Source organism: Anaerorhabdus furcosa, from assembly GCF_900167375.1.
GTDB lineage: Bacteria > Bacillota_I > Bacilli_A > Erysipelotrichales > Erysipelotrichaceae > Anaerorhabdus > Anaerorhabdus furcosa.
In genome coordinates, this window is record NZ_FUWY01000002.1 from 96741 (window position 1) to 122435 (window position 25695).

The window sequence follows — 25695 nt, forward strand, 5'->3', positions numbered from 1 at the left end:
TCTCCCAATATGCTAAATCCTACCACGGTGCATTATCACATGTAAAGTGTTAGAAATATGATACACTAAACTTAAGGAGGAATGTATATGATTACTGGTTATGTAGGAACATACACTTCAGATTTAAGTGAAGGAATATACAAAATAGGATTGGATGAAAATAATGGGCATTTAGAAGAGCCAATTCTATTTAAAAAAATAAAGAATTCAAAGTATTTGGTATTTGTAAATGATCTTTTGTATAGCTTGTATGACGATGAAAATGGTTCAGGAGTTATGGTTATTGGTAAGGATGGAATTACACTTGCATCTTTGATTTTTGAAAAAGTGACATCGGCTCATATTGCTGTAAAAGGAAATACAATTTATACCGCAAATTATCATGAAGGAACGATATCAAAATTACATTATGAAAATGAGAAACTCACATTTATTAAAAAATATACAGTACAAAGAAAGGCGGGATGTCATCAAGTCATTTTCTTTAAAGATATGATTTTGGTTCCTTGTTTATTCATGGACAAAGTATTCATCTTTGATGAGGATTTAAATCTTATCAATGAGATTATGTTGCCAAAGGGATCAGGACCAAGGCATGGTGTTATCTCTACGGATGATACGCGACTTTATATTTTAACTGAACTAAGTAATGAATTATTTACTTTTGATTATGCAAACAATCATTTCCATCAAGTTCAACAATTATCAATATTGCCTAATTATGAAACACATAAAGAAGGAAGTGCTGCTTTGAGGATAAGTAGAAATGGAAGAAAATTATATGCTTCAACAAGAGGTGTAGATTTGATTACTGTTATTGATATTGGTGCAGAAATACCGAAGATTATTCAATATGAATCAGCTGGAGGAAATCATCCAAGAGATATCTTAGATGTAGCAAATGATCGATATCTATTGGTGTTAAATCGTTTTAGTAATGAGTTGTTATCGTATCGATTGAATGAAGGTAGAATAGGTGTAGTAAGTTCGAAAGTAAAATTACCAGAAGGTGTATCAATAGCGATGGAGGGTGATTTGAATGACTAAAAATCAAATTGGCGTACTTGGATTAAGTACGATGGGTAAAAATATATCAATTAACTTTATGAATCGTGGATTTAAAGTGGCTGGGTTTAATCGTACCTATCATGTAACGGAAGAAATGATGGAAGAAGGATATGAGAATTTTCAAGGATTTGAAAATTTAAATGACTTTATAGATTCATTAGAAAAGCCAAGAAAAGTATTACTGATGATTAAAGCAGGTGAGGCAATTGATGAAACTTGTGTACAACTCATGGGGATGCTTGAGGAAGGCGATATTGTAATGGATGGTGGTAATTCTTATTTTAAAGATACGATACGTCGTCATGGATATATGAAAGATAAGAAGATTAACTATTTGGGTATTGGTATTTCAGGTGGTGAAAAAGGTGCAAGAAATGGACCGAGTATTATGCCAGGAGGCAATCGAGAAGTAGTTGAAGAAGTATTGCCATTTTTAAATGCGATAGCAGCAAAGAAAGATGGAGAACCTTGTTGTACATACATTGGCCCAAACGGTGCAGGACACTATGTTAAAATGGTTCATAATGGCATTGAATATGCAGATATGCAACTACTAGCGGAAAGTTATTTGTTGCTTAAAAAAGTAGGCCATTTTACTAATTCAGAAATGGCACTTGTTTTTGAGTCTTGGAATCAAACAGCTCTTAAAAGTTATTTGGTAGAAATTACAGCAAAGATACTTCGAGAAAAAGATGAAATTACAGGACTTGAGTTACTTGATTTTATTGTGGATCGAGCTAGTCAAAAAGGAACAGGAAAATGGACTAGTATGGAAACACTTGAACAAGATCAAAATACTTCATTAATTGGGGCTGCAGTCTTAGCACGAGTAACATCGAACTTTACTGAATTAAAAGAAGCTTATGGAAGTTTGTTTGATGAACCAATGACAAAGGAAGTAAATCCATATGTATTTCAAGAGGAAGTAAGAAAAGCATATTATTTAGGAAAAATTGTTGCCTATGCACAAGGTTTTGCGCTAATGAAAGATGCATCCAAACGATATGATTGGAATTTAGATTTAGGAAAAATTGCATCCATTTTTAGAGCAGGATGTATTATTCAAGCAGATTTATTACAAGTGATTATGAAAAGTTATGAAGATAATCAAGATTTAGAGAACTTGTTGTTGGATGAAGAAATAATTAAAATAGTGAGACGTAATATTCAATCACTAAGAGTTGTTTCCTCTTTAGCAATTCGAGGAGGTGTACCATCCCCTGTACTTACAAGCGCAATGACGTATCTTGATCAATTAAGAAGTAGAAGTGTTGGTGCAAATTTGATACAAGCCCAAAGAGATTTCTTTGGTGCTCATACATTTGAACGCATCGACCAAGAAGGAATTAATCATCATGAATGGGAAAAATAGTGGCATTGTTATTTTTGGTGGTACAGGAGATTTAGCATATAGAAAACTAATGCCAGCACTGTACAACTTATTTGGTACAAGTAAATTAGGAAATGACAAGATTATTGCGATAGGTAGAAGAGAATACACACAAGAGGAATATCATCATATTATTCATGAATGGATTAAACAATATTCAAGAATTAAATATGATGAGAAAACATTTTTGGAATTTTCAAATAAAGTCTTCTATTATAAAATGAATTTCACTGAATTAGATGAGTATGAAGCATTAGCGAAATACTTTAAACAAAAAGAGATTACAAACCCCATTTTCTATTACGCAGTAGCACCAGAATATTTTGAGGTAATTACAGATGGTGTTATGAGCATTCAAGAGTGTTGTCATGGAAGGATAATTATTGAAAAACCATTTGGTGATTCACTTGAACAAGCAAATCAACTTAGTGAAAAACTTGAGAAGAGTTTTGGTAAAGAAAACATTTATCGAATTGATCATTATTTAGGAAAAGAAATGATTAGAAACATTGAAACGATTCGTTTTGATAATCCAATTTTCGCAAACAATTGGAATTATGAAGGAATAGAAAATGTGCAGATTCAAGCGTTAGAAGAAGTTGGTGTTGAAACGCGTGGTAATTATTATGATCATGCAGGTGCATTAAAAGATATGGTTCAAAATCATTTAATGCAAATATTAACGCTTGTTGCAATGGAGAAACCAACTGCTGATATATCCATAAGTGATCGGCAAGTTGAGGTGTTAAAATCACTTCGATCAGTTGGTAGCTTGGTTATTGAAGACTCACTTGTGTTAGGTCAATATGAAGGATATAAGAATGAATTAAATGTAGCTTCGGATTCAAATACTGAAACTTATGCTGCGCTAAAATTATTCATTGATAATCGTCGTTGGAAAGAAGTTCCATTCTACATTAAAACAGGTAAAAAAACGGGTAGTAGAGAAATGAATGTTATTATAACATTTAAAAAAGTTAATCCAGATGTACAAGCAAATGTACTAACGATTAAAATTCAACCCTTAGAAGGTATTAGTTTGAAGTTTAATATGAAAGAACCTGGTGATAGTGAGAAAGTTATACAAACTGAAATGGACTTTTGTCAAAGCTGTATCGCAAGAAATCGAATTAATACACCAGAAGCCTATGAAAGATTGTTGCTTCAATGTATGCAAGGTGATCAATCGTGGTTTTCAGAATGGGGTCAAATTTATCTTAGCTGGAAATACATTGATGAGCTAAAAGAAGAATACAAAAAACAAGAACTACCTATATATGAATATGAACAAAATAGTACAGGTCCAAGAGAAGTTGATCAAATCTTGAATGATGAATCTCATGTTTGGGCGCAATCACAACTCATATGTAAAATGTAAAAAAGCATCTAGGATGCTTTTTTATTTTTTATAAATTTTCTAAATATTTACATAAGAATGTATATGTTCTATCAAATGAGGCTAAATCTAACTTTTCATCTGGAGTGTGCACATCGTAGATATTTGGTCCAATTGCAACAATATCAAGATCAGGACATTTTTCTTTGAAGATACCACATTCTAAACCGCCATGGACAGCATACATTTGAATATCTTTACCATTGTGAACTTCTTTGTATACTTTGGCCATAGTGTCTCTCATTGGACTATTGTCCATATAATCCCAAGCAGGATACCAGTTTTCAGTGATAGCGTTATACCCAAATACCTTTGCGAGTGTTTGAATTTCATCTGCCAAATCTTGAACATATGAATCCAAGGCACCACGAACTGATAATCCAAATTCAAAAGTAGTTTCAGTTAAATCAACAATACCTAGATTTTCAGATGAGGTAGTAAGACCTTGTAAGTGATCTGATTTATGTCTTAATCCTGTTGGAACAAGATATAAATAATCAATGATTGATTGACTAGTTTCTGCATCTACAATCGATTCAATGGTTGTAGTTTCAAGTGTAATGGTTAGACCACTATCTGTAAATTCTAATTCTTTTTTAATTTCAGTTATACATTGGTTGACGATTTCTTGGCACTTTGCATCATTGTCCATAATGAATGTTGCATCGGCTTCACGAGGAATAGCGTTGATTTTTAAACCACCTTTTAATGTGGATAATTGGATAGGGCTCTCTTTTGATAAGACATGTAGTATACGTGCGATAATCTTGTTTGAATTTCCGCGCTCCTTGTTAATTTCGGCACCTGAATGACCACCAAGCAAACCACGAACTTTTAAACTATAGCCATTTTTATTTTCTTTGGTGTGGGTGATTGGATGAGATATTGTAATATCCATTCCTCCAGCACTGCCAGTGATGGAAGAATCCTCTTCTTCACCATCAATGTTAATTAATTTTTTTGCGTTAATCAAATTCATGTCAACATTGAAAGCACCTTCCATTGTTGCCTCTTCATTTACTGTAAATAATCCGATAAGTGGTGGATGCTTTAAATTACTATCTAAAAGGACAGAAACTATATACGCAACTCCTGCACCATCATCAGCACCAAGAGTAGTTCCTTTTGCTTTAAGGAAACCATCTTCGACTACTAAATCCAATGGATCTTTAGAAAAATCATGATGGCTATCACCATTTTTTTCATTTACCATGTCGATATGTGCTTGTAAGATAACTGCATCATGATTTTCATAACCTATACTCGCATCTTTAAAAATAATGACGTTGTTTACATTATCTTGAATTACTTTTAAATTGTTTTCTTTTGCAATACTTACTAGATAATCACTAATTTGTTTTTCTTCACCAGATCCATGAGGTATCTTTGTTATTTCTTCAAAGATTTTTTGATAACTTTTTGTAGCGTCTAGAATAGCCATTTTGTCCTCCTATGTATTCTATTTATTATTGTTTGCTAGAATAGCGAGTTTTGCTTTATTGTATTTTCCTCTTTGAACTAAAAATAAAATTGGAAATACAATAGAGGATGTTGCTAGTATTACTAAACATCCCATAACAACTGATTGAAATACGATATCCATAGTAAACCTTCTTTCTATAATAATTATAGATTATTTCAAAGTGTCTTACAATTAATTAAACCAAGGGGTATAATGATTTAGTAAAAATGGGGGAATAAAATGAAAATATATGTAGATTTATTTTGCACATGGTTTAAAATCGGACTCTTTACATTTGGTGGTGGTTATGCAATGTTACCATTAATTGAAAAAGAAATTATAGAAAAACATCATTGGGCAACACAAGATGAAGTATTAGATTATTATGCAATAGGGCAATGTACACCAGGTATTATTGCAGTTAATACTGCTACATTTATCGGGTATTATCAAAAAGGAATATTAGGTGGAATAGTAGCTACTTTAGGTGTTGTATCACCTTCAATTGTAATTATTACAATTATTGCTACTTTACTTCCAACATTCCAAGATTTACCAGTAGTAAAACATGCATTAAGTGGAATTAGTATTGGTGTTTGTATTTTAATGGTTACATCAATTCTCAAACTTTGGAAAGGTAGTGTAAAAGATAAAGTAGGTATTTTTATTTTTTGCTTATCACTTACTATTGCCTTTATATTTAGAACCGCAACTGTTTGGGTAATTATTCTTGCAGGGGTATGTGGTTTAATTTTTTCGAATATTAAAAAACTTGAGGAGGTAGATGAATAATGTTACTTCTTCAATTGATTATAGAATTCTTTAAAACAGGATTATTTGCAATAGGTGGTGGATTAGCAACGATTCCATTCCTTTATGAAATGTCTTACAAATATGGCTGGTTTTCTATAGAAACATTAACAACGATGATTGCAATATCAGAATCAACACCAGGAGCTATGGGTGTGAATATGGCAACTTATGTAGGAACTCATTTAGTGGGTATCGTTGGTGGAATCATTACAACTTTAAGTTTGGTTGCGCCTAGTATTATTGTGATTTGTATCATTGCAAAAATGCTTACGAAGTTTAAAGAAAGCAAAATTGTACAGGGATTATTTTATGGATTAAGACCTGCAGTCGTTGCGTTGATTGTTGTTGCATGTTCCAGTATATTCATTACTACTTTCTTCAAAGATGGATTTACCTTATCTTTTGCGGGAATAGAGTGGATTCATGTAGGTGTATTTGTGGTGTTATATGCTCTTTACCAATGGAAAAAGCCACATCCGATACTCGTGATTGTGGCTACAGGGATTCTTGGTGTATTATTTCAATTGTAATTAATGATCAATACCTAATTGGTTAATAAGGTAAGCACGTGCTTCATCAATACTTTTATCTAGAACTACAGCTAATTGGCTATATAAAATACGTTCAGCTTCGTGGAAATATGAATCATCAACGGAGCTGATTTTTTTATTGTTATCAATACGATCTTTATTTTTTAAATAAGTTGTTTTAATGATACAAACAAGATCTTCAGCTTTATAAGATTTAAGCAAAATTTCATATTCCTTTTTAATCATTGGATCTTTTGAATCACATAAAGGAATTGATGGAATAGCTGCAAACAATTCATCAACTTCTTTTATAGTAAGAAGATCTCTTACATTACCTGCTTTGTTTGATGCAGGGACTTGGATTTTGGTTTGGCAACCACCACTAAAGATAGGTACTAAGATATAGTAAGGTTCCTTACTGAGTGAGTTTTTCTTAATCTCATTTACGGTACATACTTCATGTTTATAAAGCACTTTCTCTCCAACTTTATACATAATAACCCTCCTTGTAAATAGAACGAGTAGCTAAATAACTGGACTTACGCCTGAATTAGCTACTCGGTTTATATTCTTATTATAGCACAAATTAAGGTTAAATGCATGCGGGAGGGTTATGGGTGTCTAAACTAAAGAGATTTTGATTTATAAACTGATATTCCATTTAGGTATGTTTCGACAACTTTGGTACTTTCAATTGTTATGTTTAAATCGAGTAAATCTTGATTTAGAATGACAAAATTTGCCTTTTTTCCTATAGTGAGTGAGCCTTGATCAAGTAATCCAACAATGTTTGCTGCATTGATTGTATAGCAATCAATTGCTTCTTGAATAGATATTTTTTCTTGAACTCCAGTTTCGATATCATTATAGCTCTTTCTATTGCAACTAGATGCAATTCCTATGAATGGATTATATGCATCAGACCAAGAAGTAGCAGGTGCATCACTAGAAAAAGCAAGTGGAATTTGATGATTTAATATTGATTTATATGGATAACAATAAGCTTTGAATTCATCACCTAAGTTTTTTAGATAACTTTCTATCTCTGCATACATAAAGATAGGTTGAGAAACAATAGCAACATGGTTCTTCGATGTAAGTTCTAATAATTCTTTGTTTGTGATTGTATAATGTTCTAAACGTACAGAAGGAATATCCAACCAATCATCATTTTTGTGCTTTAAAATCGTTCGAATTGCTTCATCTCCCATAGCATGTGCAATAAGTTGAAGATGATTTTTTCTTGCCAAATCATATGCGTTTTTTATGTCACTATCATTTATGGTACATAATCCGACATTTTGGCTATTTTTATAAGGAATACTACACCAAGCTGTTTGGCCACTAATACTTCCATCAGCAAGTATTTTAATCCCTTGTAATTTTATGTGGGGTTGTGTTGGCTTGGGCAGGTGATCAAGCTGTTTTATTGATTGATAGTCATAAGAAAATAATATAGTTTGTTTAACTGCGCCGTTAAATGAATCATAAATTTGAAGAGATTCAGGTGTACCTAGCATTTCGGAGATTGTCGTAATTCCTTTTGATATGCAATCTTCACTAAGTTTCTTCAAATTGATTTGAATTTCTTCAATAGAAAGACTTGGAATCTTCTTGAATGCTTCAAATTTATCAGTTTCTTTTAATATGCCATCATGATGAGTTGGATCAAATCCTAAGACTTGCAATGCTTTTGTGTTGCACATACAAATGTGATTGCATGTTCTTTCAATGACTACAGGTTTTGTTGTACATGCGCGATCTAGATCATCTTTACTACAAAGTCGATGTTCTTTTATTTTTCCTTCGTCAAATCCCCAACCAAGAATCCAATCATTAGAAGTTCTTCTTTTTATTTCGGCTAGACAATCTTCGATAGAATAAATAAGCGGGGGTAAGCATGCGAATTTATTGAGATTCTCGGCAATCCAAAGTGGATGCATATGGATATCAAAAAACGAGGGACAAACAAATTTTCCTTTAGCATCAATAAGTTGATCGCCTTCTAAATTGTTTTTTGATATCGCAATGATTTTATCGTGTTCAAAAGACATGCTTTTGGCTATTGGCATGTCTTTGTTAGCGGTATATATTTTTGCGTTAATTATTGTTGTTTTCATAACTTTATTTTACGCTTTTATTTTTAAAATGGAACTTATTCAATGCAATTTAAGATTGTTTTTTCTAGGTTGATTAAGTCATTTGCGTCAGGATGAGATAGTGCTCGATCAAAGTTATCAATGAGATTTTTTGCTTTTTCTGGATCGTTGGCAAACATTGTACTGTATCGTTCGCGGACAATCATTGGCATTTTACCTTGGCAAATAAAAGATCCAAGAACAGAACATGAAGGATTTATATTTTTTTGAATCCTCTCACTTAAATCTAAAAAATATTGTTCACTTTCACCAAACCCACAAGTCCCAAATAGGAAAATCTTTTTGTCTTCGATATCTTTAAGAAATAGTTGGATTTCTTCTGAACATGTTCCTTTGTCGATCCATGTACCAATGAATAGAAGATCTGCATCTTTTGCGATGACATTGGGTTTGCCATAATAGATGCAATCATCTTGAGGTAAAATTTCTTTAAGATGGTTTGCTAATTGTTCGGTATTTCCAGTTTTACTTGAATAAATGATAGAATATTTCATTTTCTAATTCTCCTTTTCATAAATGCAGTGAACACCTTTGTGCTCCTGCATGCCACCTAAGCATTTTTTATTACAGCGAACACAAGTATGAATTTGATCAGCTTGATTGTTAATGACTTTGTTCACCCAGTTTGGATCTGCGATTAATTGTCTGCTCATTGCAGCAAGTTCAAAGCGATCCTCACTTATGCTCTTCTCGATGAATTCAGGATGTACTAAGCCACCAACGGCAGCACAAGGTAATTTGGTATATTTGCGGACTTCATCAACATAAGGTAGAAAACATCCTTCTTGATTGAAATATGGATGATTATAGGGTGGAATACAATCACTTAATTCACTATGATTTGCAAGTGCTATATGAAAACTTGTAACACCTGCCTTCTCTAATAGTGGTACAAAGGTAGAACACTCTTCAAGCAGTACGCCAGCATTGCCGTAATGAGGATTTTCTTGTCTAATAGCTAGTTTATAATCGATTGGAACTGTTGGTACTGCTTCATGAACTGCCTCGATTGATTCAATGGCGAATCTTGCTCGATTTTCAATGCTTCCACCATATTCATCAGTTCTTTGATTAAAAACTGTGGATGAGAAACTACCACACATGCGATCACCATGAATTTGAATCATATCAAATCCTGCTTTTACTGCTAGTTTTGCGGCATCGCCGAATGAGGAAGTAATTTCTTTTACTTTTGAAGTGGGAAGTTCATTAATTAATACCTTTACTTGATCATTTAATAACTTTCTTAAATCATTTGGTGTAATTTTCTTTGTCAGTATTCCAGGAATATATTTAATCATTCCTTTAAAATTACTATCTGATTTATGTAACTGAGCACTAAGTAAGCAATTCTCTTTGTGTACTAGGTCAGCTAATTCTTTGTAATAGTTAAATCCTGCTTTTTGATGAAGTGATAAGTGGCCTTTTTTAGATACAGGAACATCTCCGATAATAATCATTGCACTTCCACCTCGAGCAATTTCTTGTATTTTTTTAAAGTACTCTTCTTTTTTTAGACCTAGCGTTGTTGGTGCAAATATAATTCTATTTTTTAATGTTACATTTCCTATGGTTAAGGGGTTGCATATTTGGTTGTACGTAATGGTCGCCTTCTTTCAATAATGAATCCAATGTTTGCAAAAAATCTTGTTTTTCTTTTTTTGAAAAATCCTTTAAGATGTGATTATCCCATGCGGAAAATAGATTATGTCCTATCTTAAAAGCTTCTTCACCTTGTTTGGTTAACTTGAGTATATGGGCTCTGCGATCATCAGGGTTAACATCTTGTAAAACAAAGCCACTATTTTCAAGTTTAGTTAATGTCCGATTCGTATGACCTGCATCCATGTGTAACCGTTCACTCAATTCTGAAGGTGAACAGTTTGGGTGTTTACCGATATAAAGAATAAAAAAGAATAGTCCTTGAGTTAATCCCAATTTCTGTAGTTCAGAACTGCAATATTCTTTGAAATCTTTTCTTAATACGGTTACATAATAAGCTAACGTCTTTTCCATATTTCTTCTCCTATACTTGACTAAATCAAGTATATTCCTAGTTTTATATTTTGTCAAAATTTCATTATACAAAAAAATGTAGAATCGATTTTCAAAGATTGTATAGTAAGAGTGTAAATGGTATCATTAAGGAGGAAAAAGGTGATATTATGACAGATTTTAGTAAGTATTACACAATTTTAAATGAAGAATTAGTGCTAGCTACTGGTTGTACAGAACCAATTGCTTTAGCTTATGTAAGTGCTATTGCAAGAAAATATTTAGGCAAAGATCCAAAAAAGATTATTGCGTATTGCAGTGCTAATGTTGTTAAAAATGTAAAGAGTGTAACAATACCCAATACAAACAATAGTAGAGGAATCATTACTGCAGTCAATGCAGGATGGATTGCGGGGGATGGAGATAAAGAGTTAGAAGTTATCTCGATTGTAAGTGATGATCAAAAGGTACGAATACAGGAAGCATCAAATACAAACCTTGTTGAAGTTGTGTGCTTAAAAGATGAGCCTAATCTGAGCATTCATATCCATATGGAATGTGATGATGACTATGTGGATGTATATTTGATGCATACTCATACAAACATTACTAAGATTATAAAGAATGATGAGATTATTTTTGAAAAACCTTGTGATTTAGAAAACTTTAATTCAGCATTGACAGATCGTACATGTTTGAATTTAAAAGATATTGTTGAATTTGCTGCTACATGTGATTTATCAAGAATTCAAGATTTGATTATTAAACAAATCAAGAACAACATGTTGATTGCGAATGAAGGAATTGCTCAAGGCTATGGTGCATGTGTGGGTAAAACAATTATTGAGAACATTCCTGGGAAATATTCATCTTGTATTGGTATGGCTGCAGCAGCGAGTGATGCAAGAATGAGTGGGTGTCAACTTCCAGTTATGACTAATTCGGGTAGTGGTAATCAAGGGATTACGACCTCTGTTCCGGTTATTGTGTATGCTCGTGAACAAAAATATTCAGATGAAGAATTATATCGTGCTTTAGTTGTATCGAATTTAGTTACAATTCATTTAAAAACAGGAATTGGTCGTCTTTCTGCATATTGTGGTGTAGTTTGTGCAGCGGTTGCTAGTTTTGCAGGGATAGCCTATTTGAATCATGATAATTTTGGTGTAATTGAAAACCTTGTAACCAATGGTTTAGCTACAGCTAGTGGAATTATATGTGATGGTGCAAAAGAATCATGTGCAAGTAAAATATCAACTGCACTTTTCTCTGCAATGTTAGGATATGAAATGGCTAAGAATTTGCGTGTATTTGAAGAGTCATGTGGAATTGTTCAAGATTGTGTTGAGCATACAATTCAAGTTGTTGGAACTTTAGGACAAGAAGGTATGAAGCAAACAGACAACTTAATTTTAGATATTATGACAAAAAGCAAAGAAAATTAGTCTATCCGAAACTTAATAAAATAAAAAAATCCGATGAGGATTTTTTTCTATTCAAGAGATATTAATTTTGACTTCTTTACACCCTTAACATCCGCAAGTGACTTTACTAAATTATCGATTTGCGTTGTGATATTAGAAATATCAATAAGAAGGGATAAAGAAGCAACATCATTTAATGGAATTGATTGGTTGATTGACAAGATACTGCAAGCATTGTCGCTGATTGTCTTTAGAACTTCAGATAAAACACCTTGTTGATGACTTAATAAAAGATGCAGTTCAGCTTTTCTTCCAAACATATTGTTACTTAAATTAAAGACATGATCTTTATACTTATAATAAGTACTTCGTGAAATACCCATTTTTTTGCATGCTTCTCTAATGCCAATCGAAGGATTAGCTTCTACAAACATTCTAATCTCTAGAACTTTCTCAAAATAGTCAGGTAATACTTTTGAATTTACAATTAAATATTTTTCCATGTTAGACCTCGATTCTTGTACCATTCATATTGATAAACATTTCCATAATCTTCCAATGATGTGCGCATGTTACAAGTTCAATGTTAATGTCATCAATTGGAATTTCATTTGTAAATATTGCAAGGCATGTTGGACCAGCTCCACTAATTGTAAATCCAATACCGCCGTGCTTATAAACAATATGTTTTAGAATATCATAATCTTCTATTAAAGTCTTGCGATAAGGGACATGAATTGTATCATTGATACCTTCATGAATTAATGCTTCATTTCCAGTTCTTAAACCTTCTAGCAATAATAAGGTATTTTGTATATTAGAGATTGCATCTATTCTTGATATTTCTGGTTTTAAGATTTCACGTGCAGTTGCTGTTTCGAGTTCGAAATCAGGAATAAGAACTAAGAAATGTAATTTTGTAGAGATTGGATATGATACAGTGAAAAGATGATTATCATTGAATTTGGATGCAACTAATCCGCCAAATAAACAAGGTATAACATTATCTGGATGTCCTTCGATGGTTGTTGCAAATTTTGCGATTTCTTCTTTTGTAAAAGGATGATTTAAAACCTCGTTCGCAATAACGCAACCTGCAATAATACAAGATGAGCTTGAACCTAATCCTCTCGAAATAGGAATTTCACACTGTGCATGCAAGTGAATAGGAATGGGATCTTGGCTTAAAAGTGCAAATATAGTTTTATAACTTTTGATGACTAAGTTATGATCCATGTCATATTCTGAGCTAAAACCAGTGCATTGGAAATCGGATTCAATCGAATAGGTAAATGTATTGGATAAATCAAAACACAGCCCAAGGACATCAAATCCAGGTCCTAAATTAGCACTTGTGGCTGGAACTACAACTCGAGGCATATGCTATTCCATCCTTTCTATTATTTTTTCTTTTAATTCATCTTGCTTCATGATCTTGGGTAGTAATATCTTATCATTTAACAAATTTTCTATGTTTGAAGGGATTTTTTCCATTCCATTTTGTTTTAAAAGCAAAATGGCTTCATTTTCATTTGAACACTTAATTCCAAGAATAGATTCAACAACATCAACTGGGAATTTATAACAAGAAGCAGTACTCAATATAACTGTTGGTGTTTCATCGTTGAATTCTTCTTTGTATTGATGGTAACTATTTAGTGCAACAGCAGTGTGAGGGTCAATGATATGATTTGATTGGTTGAACCATTTTTGGATAGTTTTTCTTGTTTGCATATCATCACAAGCGTATGCTTTGAACAATGAACTTAATTCATCAAACTCTAATGTATTTAGTGAATAATTTCCATTTTCAGATAATTGATTCATCAATTCCAAAACGCGTGATGTGTTATGGTGGGTACATTCATATAGATAGCGCTCCACATTGCTACTTACTAGTATATCCATTGAAGGGGATATCGTTTTATGAAACTCACGATTTCTATTGTATGTACCAGTACGAATAAATTCTGTAAGTACATCATTTTTATTGGATGCACAAATAAGTTGATGAATGGGTAATCCTAAGCATTTAGCATAATAACCTGCAAGTATATTCCCAAAATTTCCAGTTGGAACAACAAAGTTTACTTCATCATTCAATTTAATTTTATTTTCTTTTACTAATTGAATATAAGCATAGAAATAGTAAACAACTTGTGGACATAAACGTCCGATATTAATGCTATTTGCACTTGTAAGTTGAATATGTTTTTCGTGGCACAATTGGTTGAATTCAATATCATTGAACACTTCTTTGACCATTCGTTGGCAATCATCGAAATTACCTTTTACAGCGTAGACATAGGTATTGTTACCATTTGTTGAAAGCATTTGTTTTTCTTGAATATTTGATACGAGCTGATTTGGATAGAGACAAATAACTTTTATGCCATCAATATTCTTAAATCCTTCCAACGCTGCTTTTCCTGTATCACCAGATGTAGCGGTTAATATGTAGAAATCATCAATTATTTGATGTTTTCGTTTAGCCACTTTCATCAAGAAAGGTAATAGTTGAAGTGCAACATCTTTAAATGCTGAAGTTGGACCATGGTAAAGTTCTAGAAGATGGATATCATCCAATGAGTTTAGTTTAACGACATCTTCTGTATCGAAAGTATTGGTATAAGCACTATGAATACATTGTTTAATTTCTTCAATTTCAAAATCATCCGCAAAGCATTTAAGGATGGTTGAAGCCATTTCTTGATATGATTGCGAAAGTAAATGATCAAGACTAATTTTGTAATGATGAATGTCTTTGGGTACGAATAAACCGCCACTTTCACTTATGCCAAGAAGGACAGCGTTTGAAAATGTTGAACTTACTTCGTTATTTCGAGTGCTTGTATAATTACCAGTCATATTTTTACTCCTTGTTTTGTTTATAGACTTATGATACAATGTCCACCATAGAAATACAAGTGTATTCGTAAGAGGAACATATGATGATTAAAGTAGGAATTCTTGGATATGGTACCGTGGGTAAGGGTGTTGTGCATTTGATTGAAGAAAGATGCAGTGATATTGAGATAAAACACATTTTAGTGCGAAGTAAAGAAGAGTGTCTTGATGATCATTTTACTGTTGATTTTGATGTGTTGTTAGAAGACATTGATGTATTGATGGAAATGATTGTGGGAGATAGCCCAACATATGAAACAATTGTTAGAGCGCTTAGTAAAGGTATTCATGTTATTACTTCCAATAAGGTAACAGTAGCTGCTCATTTACAAGAATATATAGATTTAGCAACTAAAAATCACGTTCAATTTCGCTTTGAAGCTAGTGTTGGAGGCGGTATACCTTGGATTGAATCTTGTATCAAGGCTAAACGTGTTGACCAAATTCATTCGATAAAAGGGATATTAAATGGAACCACAAATTATATCTTAGATAGAATGGCTAAGGAAAAGATTGATTTTGATGTTTGTTTGCAAGAAGCAAAACGATTAGGATATGCAGAAGCAGATCCATCGGCTGATATTGATGGTTTTGATGTTCAACGTAAAATTATGATTTCATCATCACTTGCTTATGAAAGTATTATTCCATTTGAAGAATATGATTGCATAAGTCTAAGAAAGATAAAATTAGTTGATTTAGAATTCTTTTCGAAAAAGGGATATACAATAAAATACATAGGTTTTTCAAAAACGAAAGGCAACCAAATGTATGGAAGTGTTGAACCCGTATTAATAAGAAATGATAGTTTGTTTGCAAGTGTTGATAAAAACAATAATATGATTGAACTGTATGGTGATAGTATTGGCTACCTTCAATTTGTCGGTCAAGGAGCAGGACAATTACCAACTGCAAACGCAATGATTCAAGATCTTTTGGATATAGTTGAACATAAAGTAAACAAAATTGAATTTGATAAGAAACTTAATATGGATAAAACGATGTGCAAGTTTACTTATGTGTTTTGTGCAAATCAATATCAATTTGATGATGAAATAATTAAAAATAAAATAGAAGTTGATGGAAGAAGAATCGCAACATCCAAACCAATAACACCTGAAGAAAGAAATGAATATTTGAACTGTATTATGCAGTTGGATAAGACATGTGTTTGTTTAAGAAAAGAGGAAGATTAAATGATTGTATCTAAATTTGGTGGTTCATCAGTAGCCTCAAGTGAACAATTTCATAAAGTAAAATCAATAATCAATCAAAATCCAGAGCGAAAGATTGTCGTAACAAGTGCTTCTGGCAAAAGATATAAAGGGGATAATAAGATAACTGATCTTCTTTATTTAATCCATGCTCATCTTCAATATTCAGTTTCATTTAAAGATTTATTTAATTCTATATGCAATCGATTCTTAAAAATTCAAGAAGAGTTAAATTTAAAAACAAATATTCTTGTGGATTTAGAAGAGTTAGAATTAGAACTTACAAAGCGTTGTCCAATCGATTATTTGGTATCAAGAGGAGAATATCTTACAGGAATCCTTCTCTCTGATTTCTTGGGATATAAATTCGTAGATGCAAAAGATATACTTCTATTTAACTATGATGGAACAATTGATTTTGAGAAAACTGAAATGTTGGTAAAGGAAGCGGTTGAACAATATGGTCAAATTGTAGTTCCTGGATTCTATGGAGCTTATCCTGACGGAACAATCCATGTAATGAAAAGAGGCGGATCTGATATTACGGGTAGTATCTTAGCGAGAGTAATAAATGCTTCTGTGTATGAAAATTGGACAGATGTATCAGGGATTTTAATGGCTGATCCAGCGATCATTTCGCACCCAAAACAAATTGAAAAAATTACGTATAGTGAGCTAAGAGAATTATCTTATATGGGAGCTAATGTATTGCATGAAGATGCAATCTACCCTGTAAAAGATTTGAATATACCAATTCTAATTCTTAATACAAATGAACCTACATTTAAAGGTACAATGATTTGTGAAACAATACCTCATGATGATTCAAAAAATATCATTACAGGAATTGCAGGTAAAAAAGATTTTACTGTTATTACTTTGTATCGACATAATGCTTCCAATGAAGTGGGATTACTTCGTAAAGCACTTGAGGTGTTTGAAAAATATCGTATCAATGTTGAACATGTACCAAGTGGTATTGATAACTTTTCGATTGTTGTATCAAGTAAAATGATTGAAAGAGTTCTATATGATGTGGTTAGTGAATTGAAACAAGTTACTGAATCAGAAAACATTAAAGTAACAAATAATTTATCTCTACTTGCAATTGTAGGTAGAAACATGGCGAAACATATTGGTGTATCAGGACAATTGTTTAAAACATTAGGTGAGCATGAAATTAATATTCGCATGATTGCACAAGGTAGTGATGAGATTAATATTATTGTTGGTGTTGAAAATGAAGATTTTGAAAAAGCGATTCGCGTTTTATATGACACATTTGCATAAGGGGTGAATAAATGAAAATAGGAATATTAGGATGTACTGGTGCAGTTGGTCAACAAATGATGAGAGTACTGGAAGAGAGAAAGTTAGATATCGAAGAACTTCGATTATTTGCAAGTGAAAGAAGTGTTGGAAAAACATTTGAATTCAATGGGAAAATAATTGAAGTTGAAAATATGACCAATAAAAATTTTGATGGCTTGGATTATGTTTTGGGAGCATTGGAAGCAGATTTATCAAAAGAGATCGCTCAAGTAGTGGTGGATGCTGGAGCAGTCTATATTGACAACAGCAGTGCATTTAGAATGAATGAGAACGTGCCACTTGTTGTGCCTGAAGTTAATCCAGAAGATTGTTTTAAGCATTCAGGAATTATTGCAAATCCAAATTGTTCAACAATTATTTCGATGGTTGCGATGAACGGTATTAATAAATGTTCTAAAATTGAAAAGATTATCGCTTCAACTTATCAAGCTGTATCTGGAGCAGGAGTCAAAGGAATGCAAGAACTTAATGCACAGATTCGAGCCTTAGCTCAAGGGCAAGTGGTATTGCCAGAAGTTTTTACAAAACAAATTGCATATAACTGTATTCCCCAAATTGGTAGTTATGATAAAAATGGTTATACGAGCGAAGAAATGAAAATGCAAAATGAAGGAAGAAAAATACTTCATAATGATAAGTTGTTAGTCAACTGTACATGTGTGCGTGTTCCAGTTATTCGATCTCATTCGATTTCAATTACATGCATAACTGAAGAAAAAGTAGAACTTGAACAAATAAAAAAATCTCTTCAAGAAACAAAGGGAATTGTTTTAGAAAATGAACCAACACCACTTGAAGTAAGTAATCAAGATTTAGTATATGTAGGAAGACTTAGAAATGATTTAGTTTTTGAAAATGGAATATCACTTTGGTGTGTTGGTGATCAAATTCGAAAAGGTGCTGCAACCAATGCAATACAAATTATTGAAGTTTTGGAAAGCGGAATACAAACTGATTAAGACATAAAATAAAAGTAGATGAATTAGAAATTTAATGATTAGTTCTAATAGCATCTACTTTTTATATTGAATATTACATTCCAGATTTGATACCTTTTTTCACTAAATACCAATTCATTGGATAAGCAGTAATAAAACCACAAAGCATAGCGATTTGCATCATAAACCAAAACTCAGGAGTTGTTACTGGTAATTTTCCAAAAAGAACAAATGTACAAATTGCCATCCAACCATACATACCAACTTGCCAAGAAGTTAATGAAAAGAAATCAATCTTAAGTGCTTGAATCCATACTTTGAACCCTTTTTCTTTTCTCATCGGTGCAATTGCTGCATATTGAAATGTAGCCCCGATTAATAAAGCGATAATAAAATCCAATACCCATTCACCAAAAATAAGATGATTGAATAAAGTAAATGGTATTAATAAGAAAATCCAAGGTCCAATTAAATCAGCTAAGCTACATCCTGCTCCACAATGCAAAGTATCGACAATGATTCCTTGCCAATAGGATGAATATTTTTCTTTGTGCATGTTTGTTTTCATCTTTGCAGCGTCCATGTGCATATCAGGCATATCCATTTTCATGCTTGAAGAATCCATGTGCATATCAGGCATATCCATTTTCATGCTTGAAGAATCCATGTTCATATTAGGCATATCCATTTTCATGCTTGAAGAATCCATGTTCATATTAGGCATATCCATTTTCATGTTTGAAGAGTCCATATTCATATCAGGCATATCCATTTTCATACTTGAAGAGTCCATATTCATATCGGGCATATTCATTTTCATTTTGCGATGCTTTCCTAAGGTGAAGTAAGCCCACACACAAAGTGGCCCTGCCCAGAGTGCATTGATAGGCCATACAAAATTCATTACTTTCATTTCTTGAGGATGAAGTAGAATGTCGATTGTAATTAAGATTGCACAAAAGATACCTAATAAAATAAAAAACATTGATAAATAAGTAAAGTTCATAAGTTCCTCCAAAACTAAGAAGTTATCATGAACAAAAGTAATATAAGGTTAATTTGGATGCTCATGATAGGTCTAAATTTATTATAAAATACAAAGTTGAATAAGTGATAAATTACGATTTATAGAAAAAGAAAAGGGATATGCTCCCTTAATTTAATGAATTTTGAACGAATGACAACAAGTCTTCATTGTTAACTGGACTTTCGGCTGTTAATGAATAATTAATATTCTTATATTCCCAAGTAACGACTTTTTTATCGGATTCTGTAGTGTTAATGTTTACTTCGATATTGTTTTCAATGAAAAACTGTTCATATTTCTTAACTGTTTCATAGTTACCATGTAACATTGAACTTACGGATTTACTCGCACGATAAGTATAGAAGACATCGTTTAATAGAAAATCAATTTGAGCTACTTTTTTATTGATAATATAGTAGGTTATATTTGTAGCACCAATGGGAGCACTAATAACAATGTCTAAGTCATCTTTAAAAGCATCTGATGATTCCACAGACTCATAAGGGTTGGCAACGGACAATTGATTATAGTTGAACTCATCTTTTTGTTTGCATCCACTTAAACCAATAAAAAGTAAGAAAGATAAAATAAATAGGATAATAGTTTTCATGATATCACCTTAATATTACTATAGCTCATTTATAAATTAGTTCAAGAATAAAGCCTTTTAAAAGGATATTTTCAATAAAAATGTAAATAAATGAAAAAGTTTTCATAAAAAAAGAAAAAAATTTCATAAATGTGTTGAAAATGTGAAATATATTTCATATAATAAGTTCATCTCATTTAGGGATAGAGAAAGATCGAGGGAAAAGTTATGAATTTTAAAAAACTAGTTAAAAGCGGTCTTGTTCTTGGATTAGCAGCTTCAATGGTTGCGTGTTCCTCTGAACCAGGCCAAACTGCAGGTAATGCAGGTGGAGGAACTGATACTGATGCAATTATCATTGGTGCAATCGGTCCTTACGAAGGTGACACTTCTGTTTATGGAATCGCTGTTAAAAACGGAATAGATCTAGCAATTACTGAATTTAATGAGGCTGGGAATTCACTGCTGGGCAAGACTGTTAAGCTAGTGGCTTATGATTCTAAAGGTGATAACACCGAAGCAACAAATGCTTATAATAAATTAGTAGATAGTGATAAAGCAACTGCTATTGTTGGTGCTGTATTAAGTGGTGAATCTACTGCGATTGGTACTGCATCTCAAGGTGTAGGAACTCCAATCTTATCTCCATCTGCAACTGCATTAGCATTTACAGAAACTGGACCAAACGTATTTAGAGGATGTTTCACAGATCCATATCAAGCTAAAATGATGGGTGAATTTGCTTTTGATACATTAGGTGCAAAAACTGCAGCTGTTATCTATGATACAGGTGCTGATTATTCAGAAGGATTAATGGAAAACTTTAAAACTGCTTTTGAAGGCAAAGGTGGTCAAGTTGTTGATGTTGAAGGATATTCAACAGGAGATACAGATTTCAATACTCAATTAACTAAAATTAAAGAATCAAATGTAGATGTTCTTTACATTCCTAATTATTATAAAGATATCGCATTAATTACTAAACAAGCTAGAGCATTAGGAATTGAAGCTCAATTCATCGGTGGTGATGGTTGGGATGGCGTATTAAGTGTTAGCGATGATCCAACTGTTTTAGAAGGTTCAGTATTTGTTAATCACTATTCACCAGATGATCCAGAAATTATTGCATGGGCTGAAGCTTACAAAGCTAAATATGGTGTAGATGCTACTGCATTCGCATACTTAGGTTATGATTGTGCAAAATTAATGCTTCAAGCAATTGAAGAAGCTGGTTCAACTGATCCACAAGCAATCGTTGATGCTTTAAATAATATTTCATTTGATGGAGTATTAGGACACTTAGAATTTGATGACAATGGGGATCCAATCAAAGATTTAGCATTCATTACAATTAAAGATGGTAAATACACTTCTTATCAAAAATAGTGTTTAAAGAATAAGAATGGAGAACCGGAAGGTTCTCTTTTCTTTTCAATTATAGGGGAGGTACAAAAATGAATATTTCTCAATTTTTTCTACAGTTAATCAATGGATTAAATATCGGAAGTATCTATGCGTTAGTAGCGCTAGGATATACCATGGTTTATGGGATTGCGAAATTGATTAACTTTGCACATGGCGAAATTATAATGGTTGGATCTTACACAGTTTTTGTGTGTACAACCTTGATGGGAATGCCAATTTGGTTATCAATTCCAGTTTCAATAATTGTCTGTGCAGGTTTAGGTATTTGTATTGAAAAGGTTGCCTACAAACCTTTGCGTAATGCTTCACGTATCTATTTGTTAATTACTGCAATTGGGATATCATTCTTTTTGCAAAGTCTTTTCCAATTGATTTTTACATCCAATCCAAAATCATTTCCTACAATCATTCAACTTCCGCCATTAACATTAGGTAGTTTTTCAATTAGTGCAAATTACTACTTAACTTTTGTTGTGTCCGTTATTTTGATGATTGTTTTAGATCGATTTGTAAAATTAACTAAGACTGGTCGCGCTATGCGTGCTGTTAGTGAAGACCAAGGCGCTGCTCAGTTAATGGGTATCAATATCAATAAAACAATATCCATCACCTTCGCAATTGGGTCGGCGTTAGCGGCAGTTGCGGGCATTTTATATAGTTCATCTTATCCACTTATTAATCCATTTATGGGTTCTACTTTAGGTATTAAAGCTTTCATTGCTGCTGTTGTTGGTGGTATTGGAATTATACCTGGGGCTGTTTTAGGTGGTTTTATTTTGGGTATTATTGAAAGCTTAACAAAAGCATACATTTCATCTCAAATGACAGATGCGATTGTATTTTTAGTTCTTATTGTTGTTCTTGTATTTAAACCTGCGGGTCTATTAGGCAAAAACCGCAAAGAGAAAGTGTAGGAGGATAATATGAAAAAACTAAAAGAAAATAAGAAATTATTAATCCTAGCTACACTTCTAGGAATCATTGGTGTATTTGCAATTATTACAGTGTTAACTCAACAAGGAATTATTAATCGTTACTATTCAGGTATTTTATTATCAACATGTATTAATATTATTTTAGTAGTTAGTTTAAATCTAACAACAGGATTTTTAGGACAATTAACACTAGGTCATGCGGGATTTATGGCAGTAGGTGCATATGCTTCGGCATATTGTACAAAAGTTGTATTTGCTTCATTGCCTGCAATCGTTAGTTTCCCATTAGCACTTCTTGTTGGTGGTTTATTGGCATTAGTCTTTGGGGTGATTATTGGTGTACCAACACTTCGATTACGTGGGGATTATTTAGCAATTATCACATTGGCATTTGGTGAAGTAATACGTACTATTTTATTAAACTTGTCATTTGTTGGTGGTGCAAAAGGGTACTCAGGAATTCCACGTTATTCAAACTTTATGTGGGCATATTTTCTAGCAGTAGCAACAGTTATTATCATTGTCATGCTTATCAAGTCGCGACATGGTCGTGCAATCATCTCGGTAAGGGAAGATGAGATTGCAGCTGAAGCTAGTGGTATCAATACATCGTATTATAAGATTTTAGCATTTATCTTTGCAGCATTCTTTGCAGGTGTAGCAGGTGGATTATATGCACACTATATGGGTATTATTGAACCAAAAGCATTCACTTTTAATAAATCAATAGAAATTCTTGTTATGGTTGTACTAGGTGGTATGGGTAATATCAAGGGTGCAATTGTATCGGCAATTGTCTTGACAATACTTCCAGAATTATTAAGAAGTGTATCTAGCTATAGAACAATGATTTATGCACTTGTATTAATTATTATGATGTTAGCGAAAAATTCACCAGCATTTAAGGAGATAATCCGAAAAATTAAGAATAAAATCATAAAGAAGGAGGCACAGGAATGAGTACAGTACTTGAAGTTAAAGATTTAGGAATTAACTTTGGTGGATTGCGTGCCGTAGATGATTTCAATCTTGAAATTGAAGAGAATCAATTGTATGGTTTAATTGGACCTAATGGTGCAGGGAAGACAACGATTTTCAACTTGTTGACAGGTGTTTATGTACCAACGGATGGTGTGATTAAATTAAATGGTGTTAAATTAAATCGAAAAGTACCAAGTGCAATTGCAAAACTTGGAATTGCTCGTACATTTCAAAATATTCGTTTATTTAGTGATTTATCAGTTATTGAAAATGTAAAAATTGGAATGCATAATCAAGTTCGTTATTCCTTGTTTCAAGGAATATTGAGAACACCAGCGTTTCATCATGATGAAGACTTCATCGAAAAAGAATCAATGAAATTATTAGAAGTGTTCAAACTTCATTCTTATGCACATATTAAAGCTTCTAATTTACCATATGGTAAACAACGTGAGTTAGAGATTGCTAGAGCACTTGCAACTAATCCAAAACTATTACTTCTAGATGAACCTGCTGCTGGAATGAATCCACAAGAAACAAAAGAACTTATGGAAACTATTAAACATGTACGTGATCAATTTAAGATCTCAATCTTATTAATTGAACATGATATGAAATTGGTTATGGGAATCTGTGAAAAGATTACAGTATTGAATTATGGAACTGTATTAGCTAGTGGAACACCTAGTGAAATTCAAAATAATAAACAAGTAATTAAGGCTTATTTAGGTGAATAATATGTTGAAAATAGAAAATTTGAATGTTCGATATGGTGTTATCGAAGCGATAAAAGATGTTTCATTTGAAATAAAACAAGGGGAGATTGTGGCATTAATTGGTGCCAATGGTGCAGGAAAAACAACAATTTTACATGCAATCTCTGGTTTGTTGAAACCAGCAGGTGGTAAAATATTATTAGAAGATAAGGATATTACAAAAACTGGTGCAGATAAGATTGTAATGATGGGTTTAGCCCAAGTCCCTGAAAGACGTCGTGTATTTGCAGAACAAACAGTAGAAGAAAATTTAGAATTAGGTGCCTTCACACGTAAAGATAAAGAGGGTATAGCAAAAGATTTAGAGATGATTTATACTCGTTTTCCTCGTTTAAAAGAGCGTAGAAAACAATTAGCGGGTACATTATCTGGTGGAGAGCAACAAATGTTGGCAATGGGTAGAGCGCTTATGGCAAAACCTAAAATCCTTTTATTGGATGAACCAAGTATGGGATTAGCCCCACTTCTGGTAAAAGAGATATTTTCAATCATTGAAGATATAAATAATCAAGGAACTACTGTTCTTTTAGTAGAACAAAATGCTAAAATGGCATTAGGAATAGCAGATCGTGCTTATGTACTTGAAACTGGTGAAATCGTTTTAACAGGAACTGGTGAAGAGTTAGCAAGCAGTGATGCGATTAAAAAAGCATATCTAGGAGGATAAACGCATGTATGTAAAAGATAGGATGACTCATAATCCATATTGCATTACAGTTGATACTGCAATTAGTAAAGCATTGGATATTATGGCTCAAAATGATTTCCATCGTATTCCTGTAGTTGCAGAAGGAAAACTTGTTGGGTTAATTACAGAAGGAACAATAACTGCAAATACACCAAGCCAAGCAACAAGTCTTTCTATTTATGAATTGAATTACTTACTCTCAAAGACAACAGTAAAGGATGTCATGATAAAAGATGTTCAAACAATTAATCCAGATGCTTTGTTAGAAGAAGCAGCTGTAAAAATGAGAAAAAATGATATTGGTTGTTTACCTGTTGTAAAAGGTGATGAGATTGTAGGTATTATTACTCAAAATGATATTTTTGATGCTTTTGTAGATTTACTAGGCTATTATACTGGCGGAGCTCGTTACGTATTGGAGATTGCTGAAGATCATCCAGGGATATTATCTAACATTACAGAATTATTCTTTGGTCAAAATGCAAATATTACAAATTTAGCTGTATATAGAAAACCTGAACACATTGATGTGGTAATACGTGCAAATAATGTTGATCATCATGTGATGGGTAAAATATTAAATGATGCTGGCTATAAAGTGGTTTCAACGATTGAATCAAACGAAAATGACTAAAATATAAAGAGG

General features: G+C 32.6%; 27 protein-coding genes. 15 read left to right on the top strand and 12 right to left on the bottom strand.

All coding sequences use genetic code 11. The features are described 5' to 3' along the window. Window positions 1-87 precede the first annotated feature (87 nt). From B5D14_RS03590 to zwf, 3 genes are read left to right on the top strand one after another with little or no spacing between them, the layout of a single operon-like run. On the top strand, window positions 88-1047 hold the full coding sequence (locus B5D14_RS03590) for a beta-propeller fold lactonase family protein (RefSeq protein WP_159443711.1): 960 nt from the start codon (window positions 88-90) through the stop codon (window positions 1045-1047). Further along, window positions 1040-2440, top strand: a complete 1401-nt coding sequence (gndA, locus tag B5D14_RS03595; RefSeq protein WP_078711228.1) for an NADP-dependent phosphogluconate dehydrogenase — start codon at window positions 1040-1042, stop codon at window positions 2438-2440. Before B5D14_RS03590 ends, gndA begins: the two co-directional genes overlap by 8 nt. Then, window positions 2424-3836, top strand: coding sequence for a glucose-6-phosphate dehydrogenase (gene zwf / locus B5D14_RS03600; RefSeq protein ID WP_078711229.1), 1413 nt, complete (start codon window positions 2424-2426; stop codon window positions 3834-3836). The genes gndA and zwf overlap by 17 nt, the downstream gene beginning before the upstream one ends. Window positions 3837-3864: 28 nt before the next feature. Here the strand turns inward: zwf and pepD are convergent, their stop codons facing one another. Next, window positions 3865-5295, bottom strand: coding sequence for a beta-Ala-His dipeptidase (pepD, locus tag B5D14_RS03605; RefSeq protein WP_078711230.1), 1431 nt, complete (start codon window positions 5293-5295; stop codon window positions 3865-3867). Window positions 5296-5313: 18 nt separating this feature from the next. Beyond that, entirely contained in the window at window positions 5314-5457 is a 144-nt protein-coding gene (locus tag B5D14_RS12120; protein WP_159443712.1) for a hypothetical protein, read from the bottom strand. A gap of 99 nt (window positions 5458-5556) precedes the next feature. Here B5D14_RS12120 and B5D14_RS03610 point away from each other — a divergent pair, with 99 nt between their 5' ends. Then, window positions 5557-6108, top strand: coding sequence for a chromate transporter (locus B5D14_RS03610; protein ID WP_078711231.1), 552 nt, complete (start codon window positions 5557-5559; stop codon window positions 6106-6108). Further along, window positions 6108-6659, top strand: coding sequence for a chromate transporter (locus B5D14_RS03615; protein WP_078711232.1), 552 nt, complete (start codon window positions 6108-6110; stop codon window positions 6657-6659). The genes B5D14_RS03610 and B5D14_RS03615 overlap by 1 nt, the downstream gene beginning before the upstream one ends. On the opposite strand, the gene B5D14_RS03620 is transcribed toward B5D14_RS03615, so the two are convergent. The 5 genes from B5D14_RS03620 to bilQ form a co-directional block, all read right to left on the bottom strand. Next, the gene (locus B5D14_RS03620; RefSeq protein ID WP_078711233.1) at window positions 6660-7154 is read right to left on the bottom strand and encodes a hypothetical protein; all 495 of its coding nucleotides are present in this window, start codon (window positions 7152-7154) and stop codon (window positions 6660-6662) included. Between the two features lie 131 nt (window positions 7155-7285). Continuing rightward, complete coding sequence (locus tag B5D14_RS03625; RefSeq protein ID WP_078711234.1) at window positions 7286-8779, bottom strand: amidohydrolase; 1494 nt, start codon at window positions 8777-8779, stop codon at window positions 7286-7288. A gap of 35 nt (window positions 8780-8814) precedes the next feature. Continuing rightward, the gene (gene bilS, locus B5D14_RS03630) at window positions 8815-9312 is read right to left on the bottom strand and encodes a flavodoxin family protein BilS (RefSeq protein ID WP_078711235.1); all 498 of its coding nucleotides are present in this window, start codon (window positions 9310-9312) and stop codon (window positions 8815-8817) included. A 3-nt stretch (window positions 9313-9315) separates the two neighbouring features. Then, on the bottom strand, window positions 9316-10422 hold the full coding sequence (gene bilR / locus B5D14_RS03635) for a bilirubin reductase (protein WP_078711236.1): 1107 nt from the start codon (window positions 10420-10422) through the stop codon (window positions 9316-9318). Continuing rightward, the gene (gene bilQ, locus B5D14_RS03640) at window positions 10364-10834 is read right to left on the bottom strand and encodes a bilirubin utilization transcriptional regulator BilQ (RefSeq protein WP_078711237.1); all 471 of its coding nucleotides are present in this window, start codon (window positions 10832-10834) and stop codon (window positions 10364-10366) included. The genes bilR and bilQ overlap by 59 nt, the downstream gene beginning before the upstream one ends. Before the next feature lie 149 nt (window positions 10835-10983). Here bilQ and B5D14_RS03645 point away from each other — a divergent pair, with 149 nt between their 5' ends. Beyond that, window positions 10984-12258 carry an L-cysteine desulfidase family protein gene (locus B5D14_RS03645; protein WP_078711238.1) on the top strand — a complete coding sequence of 425 codons (1275 nt, stop codon included), beginning with the start codon at window positions 10984-10986 and terminating at the stop codon, window positions 12256-12258. 47 nt (window positions 12259-12305) lie between these two features. Here the strand turns inward: B5D14_RS03645 and B5D14_RS03650 are convergent, their stop codons facing one another. Genes B5D14_RS03650 through thrC form a run of 3 tightly spaced genes read right to left on the bottom strand, consistent with a single transcriptional unit; the run spans window position 12306 to window position 15105 of the window. Further along, window positions 12306-12740, bottom strand: a complete 435-nt coding sequence (locus B5D14_RS03650; protein ID WP_078711239.1) for an ACT domain-containing protein — start codon at window positions 12738-12740, stop codon at window positions 12306-12308. 1 nt (window position 12741) lies between these two features. Continuing rightward, window positions 12742-13617: a homoserine kinase gene (gene thrB / locus B5D14_RS03655; RefSeq protein ID WP_078711240.1), complete on the bottom strand. Its 876-nt coding sequence runs from the start codon at window positions 13615-13617 to the stop codon at window positions 12742-12744. A gap of 3 nt (window positions 13618-13620) precedes the next feature. Next, window positions 13621-15105 (bottom strand): threonine synthase, encoded by a 1485-nt coding sequence (thrC, locus tag B5D14_RS03660; RefSeq protein ID WP_078711241.1) that lies wholly within the window; start codon window positions 15103-15105, stop codon window positions 13621-13623. Between the two features lie 80 nt (window positions 15106-15185). Between thrC and B5D14_RS03665 the strand changes: the two genes are divergently transcribed. The 3 genes from B5D14_RS03665 to B5D14_RS03675 are packed head-to-tail and all read left to right on the top strand — an operon-like array spanning window position 15186 to window position 18649. Further along, on the top strand, window positions 15186-16340 hold the full coding sequence (locus B5D14_RS03665) for a homoserine dehydrogenase (RefSeq protein ID WP_078711242.1): 1155 nt from the start codon (window positions 15186-15188) through the stop codon (window positions 16338-16340). Next, window positions 16341-17648 carry an aspartate kinase gene (locus tag B5D14_RS03670; RefSeq protein WP_078711243.1) on the top strand — a complete coding sequence of 436 codons (1308 nt, stop codon included), beginning with the start codon at window positions 16341-16343 and terminating at the stop codon, window positions 17646-17648. Between the two features lie 11 nt (window positions 17649-17659). Next, window positions 17660-18649 carry an aspartate-semialdehyde dehydrogenase gene (locus tag B5D14_RS03675; protein WP_078711244.1) on the top strand — a complete coding sequence of 330 codons (990 nt, stop codon included), beginning with the start codon at window positions 17660-17662 and terminating at the stop codon, window positions 18647-18649. 73 nt (window positions 18650-18722) lie between these two features. On the opposite strand, the gene B5D14_RS03680 is transcribed toward B5D14_RS03675, so the two are convergent. Together B5D14_RS03680 and B5D14_RS03685 are read right to left on the bottom strand one after the other, a co-directional pair. Continuing rightward, window positions 18723-19634 carry a DUF4396 domain-containing protein gene (locus B5D14_RS03680; protein ID WP_078711245.1) on the bottom strand — a complete coding sequence of 304 codons (912 nt, stop codon included), beginning with the start codon at window positions 19632-19634 and terminating at the stop codon, window positions 18723-18725. A gap of 148 nt (window positions 19635-19782) precedes the next feature. Continuing rightward, on the bottom strand, window positions 19783-20265 hold the full coding sequence (locus B5D14_RS03685) for a hypothetical protein (RefSeq protein ID WP_078711246.1): 483 nt from the start codon (window positions 20263-20265) through the stop codon (window positions 19783-19785). A 207-nt stretch (window positions 20266-20472) separates the two neighbouring features. On the opposite strand from B5D14_RS03685, the gene B5D14_RS03690 reads away from it, so the two are divergent. From B5D14_RS03690 to B5D14_RS03715, 6 genes are all read left to right on the top strand, one after another. Beyond that, entirely contained in the window at window positions 20473-21630 is a 1158-nt protein-coding gene (locus B5D14_RS03690; protein ID WP_078711247.1) for an ABC transporter substrate-binding protein, read from the top strand. A gap of 74 nt (window positions 21631-21704) precedes the next feature. Further along, a complete protein-coding gene (locus tag B5D14_RS03695; protein ID WP_210188160.1) occupies window positions 21705-22583 on the top strand; it encodes a branched-chain amino acid ABC transporter permease in 879 nt (292 codons plus the stop codon). Between the two features lie 9 nt (window positions 22584-22592). Continuing rightward, window positions 22593-23564 carry a branched-chain amino acid ABC transporter permease gene (locus B5D14_RS03700; protein ID WP_078711249.1) on the top strand — a complete coding sequence of 324 codons (972 nt, stop codon included), beginning with the start codon at window positions 22593-22595 and terminating at the stop codon, window positions 23562-23564. Beyond that, on the top strand, window positions 23561-24322 hold the full coding sequence (locus B5D14_RS03705) for an ABC transporter ATP-binding protein (protein WP_078711250.1): 762 nt from the start codon (window positions 23561-23563) through the stop codon (window positions 24320-24322). Before B5D14_RS03700 ends, B5D14_RS03705 begins: the two co-directional genes overlap by 4 nt. 1 nt (window position 24323) lies before the next feature. Further along, window positions 24324-25028 carry an ABC transporter ATP-binding protein gene (locus B5D14_RS03710; protein WP_078711251.1) on the top strand — a complete coding sequence of 235 codons (705 nt, stop codon included), beginning with the start codon at window positions 24324-24326 and terminating at the stop codon, window positions 25026-25028. A gap of 4 nt (window positions 25029-25032) precedes the next feature. Continuing rightward, window positions 25033-25683: a CBS and ACT domain-containing protein gene (locus tag B5D14_RS03715; RefSeq protein ID WP_078711252.1), complete on the top strand. Its 651-nt coding sequence runs from the start codon at window positions 25033-25035 to the stop codon at window positions 25681-25683. The last annotated feature ends 12 nt before the right edge of the window (window positions 25684-25695 follow it).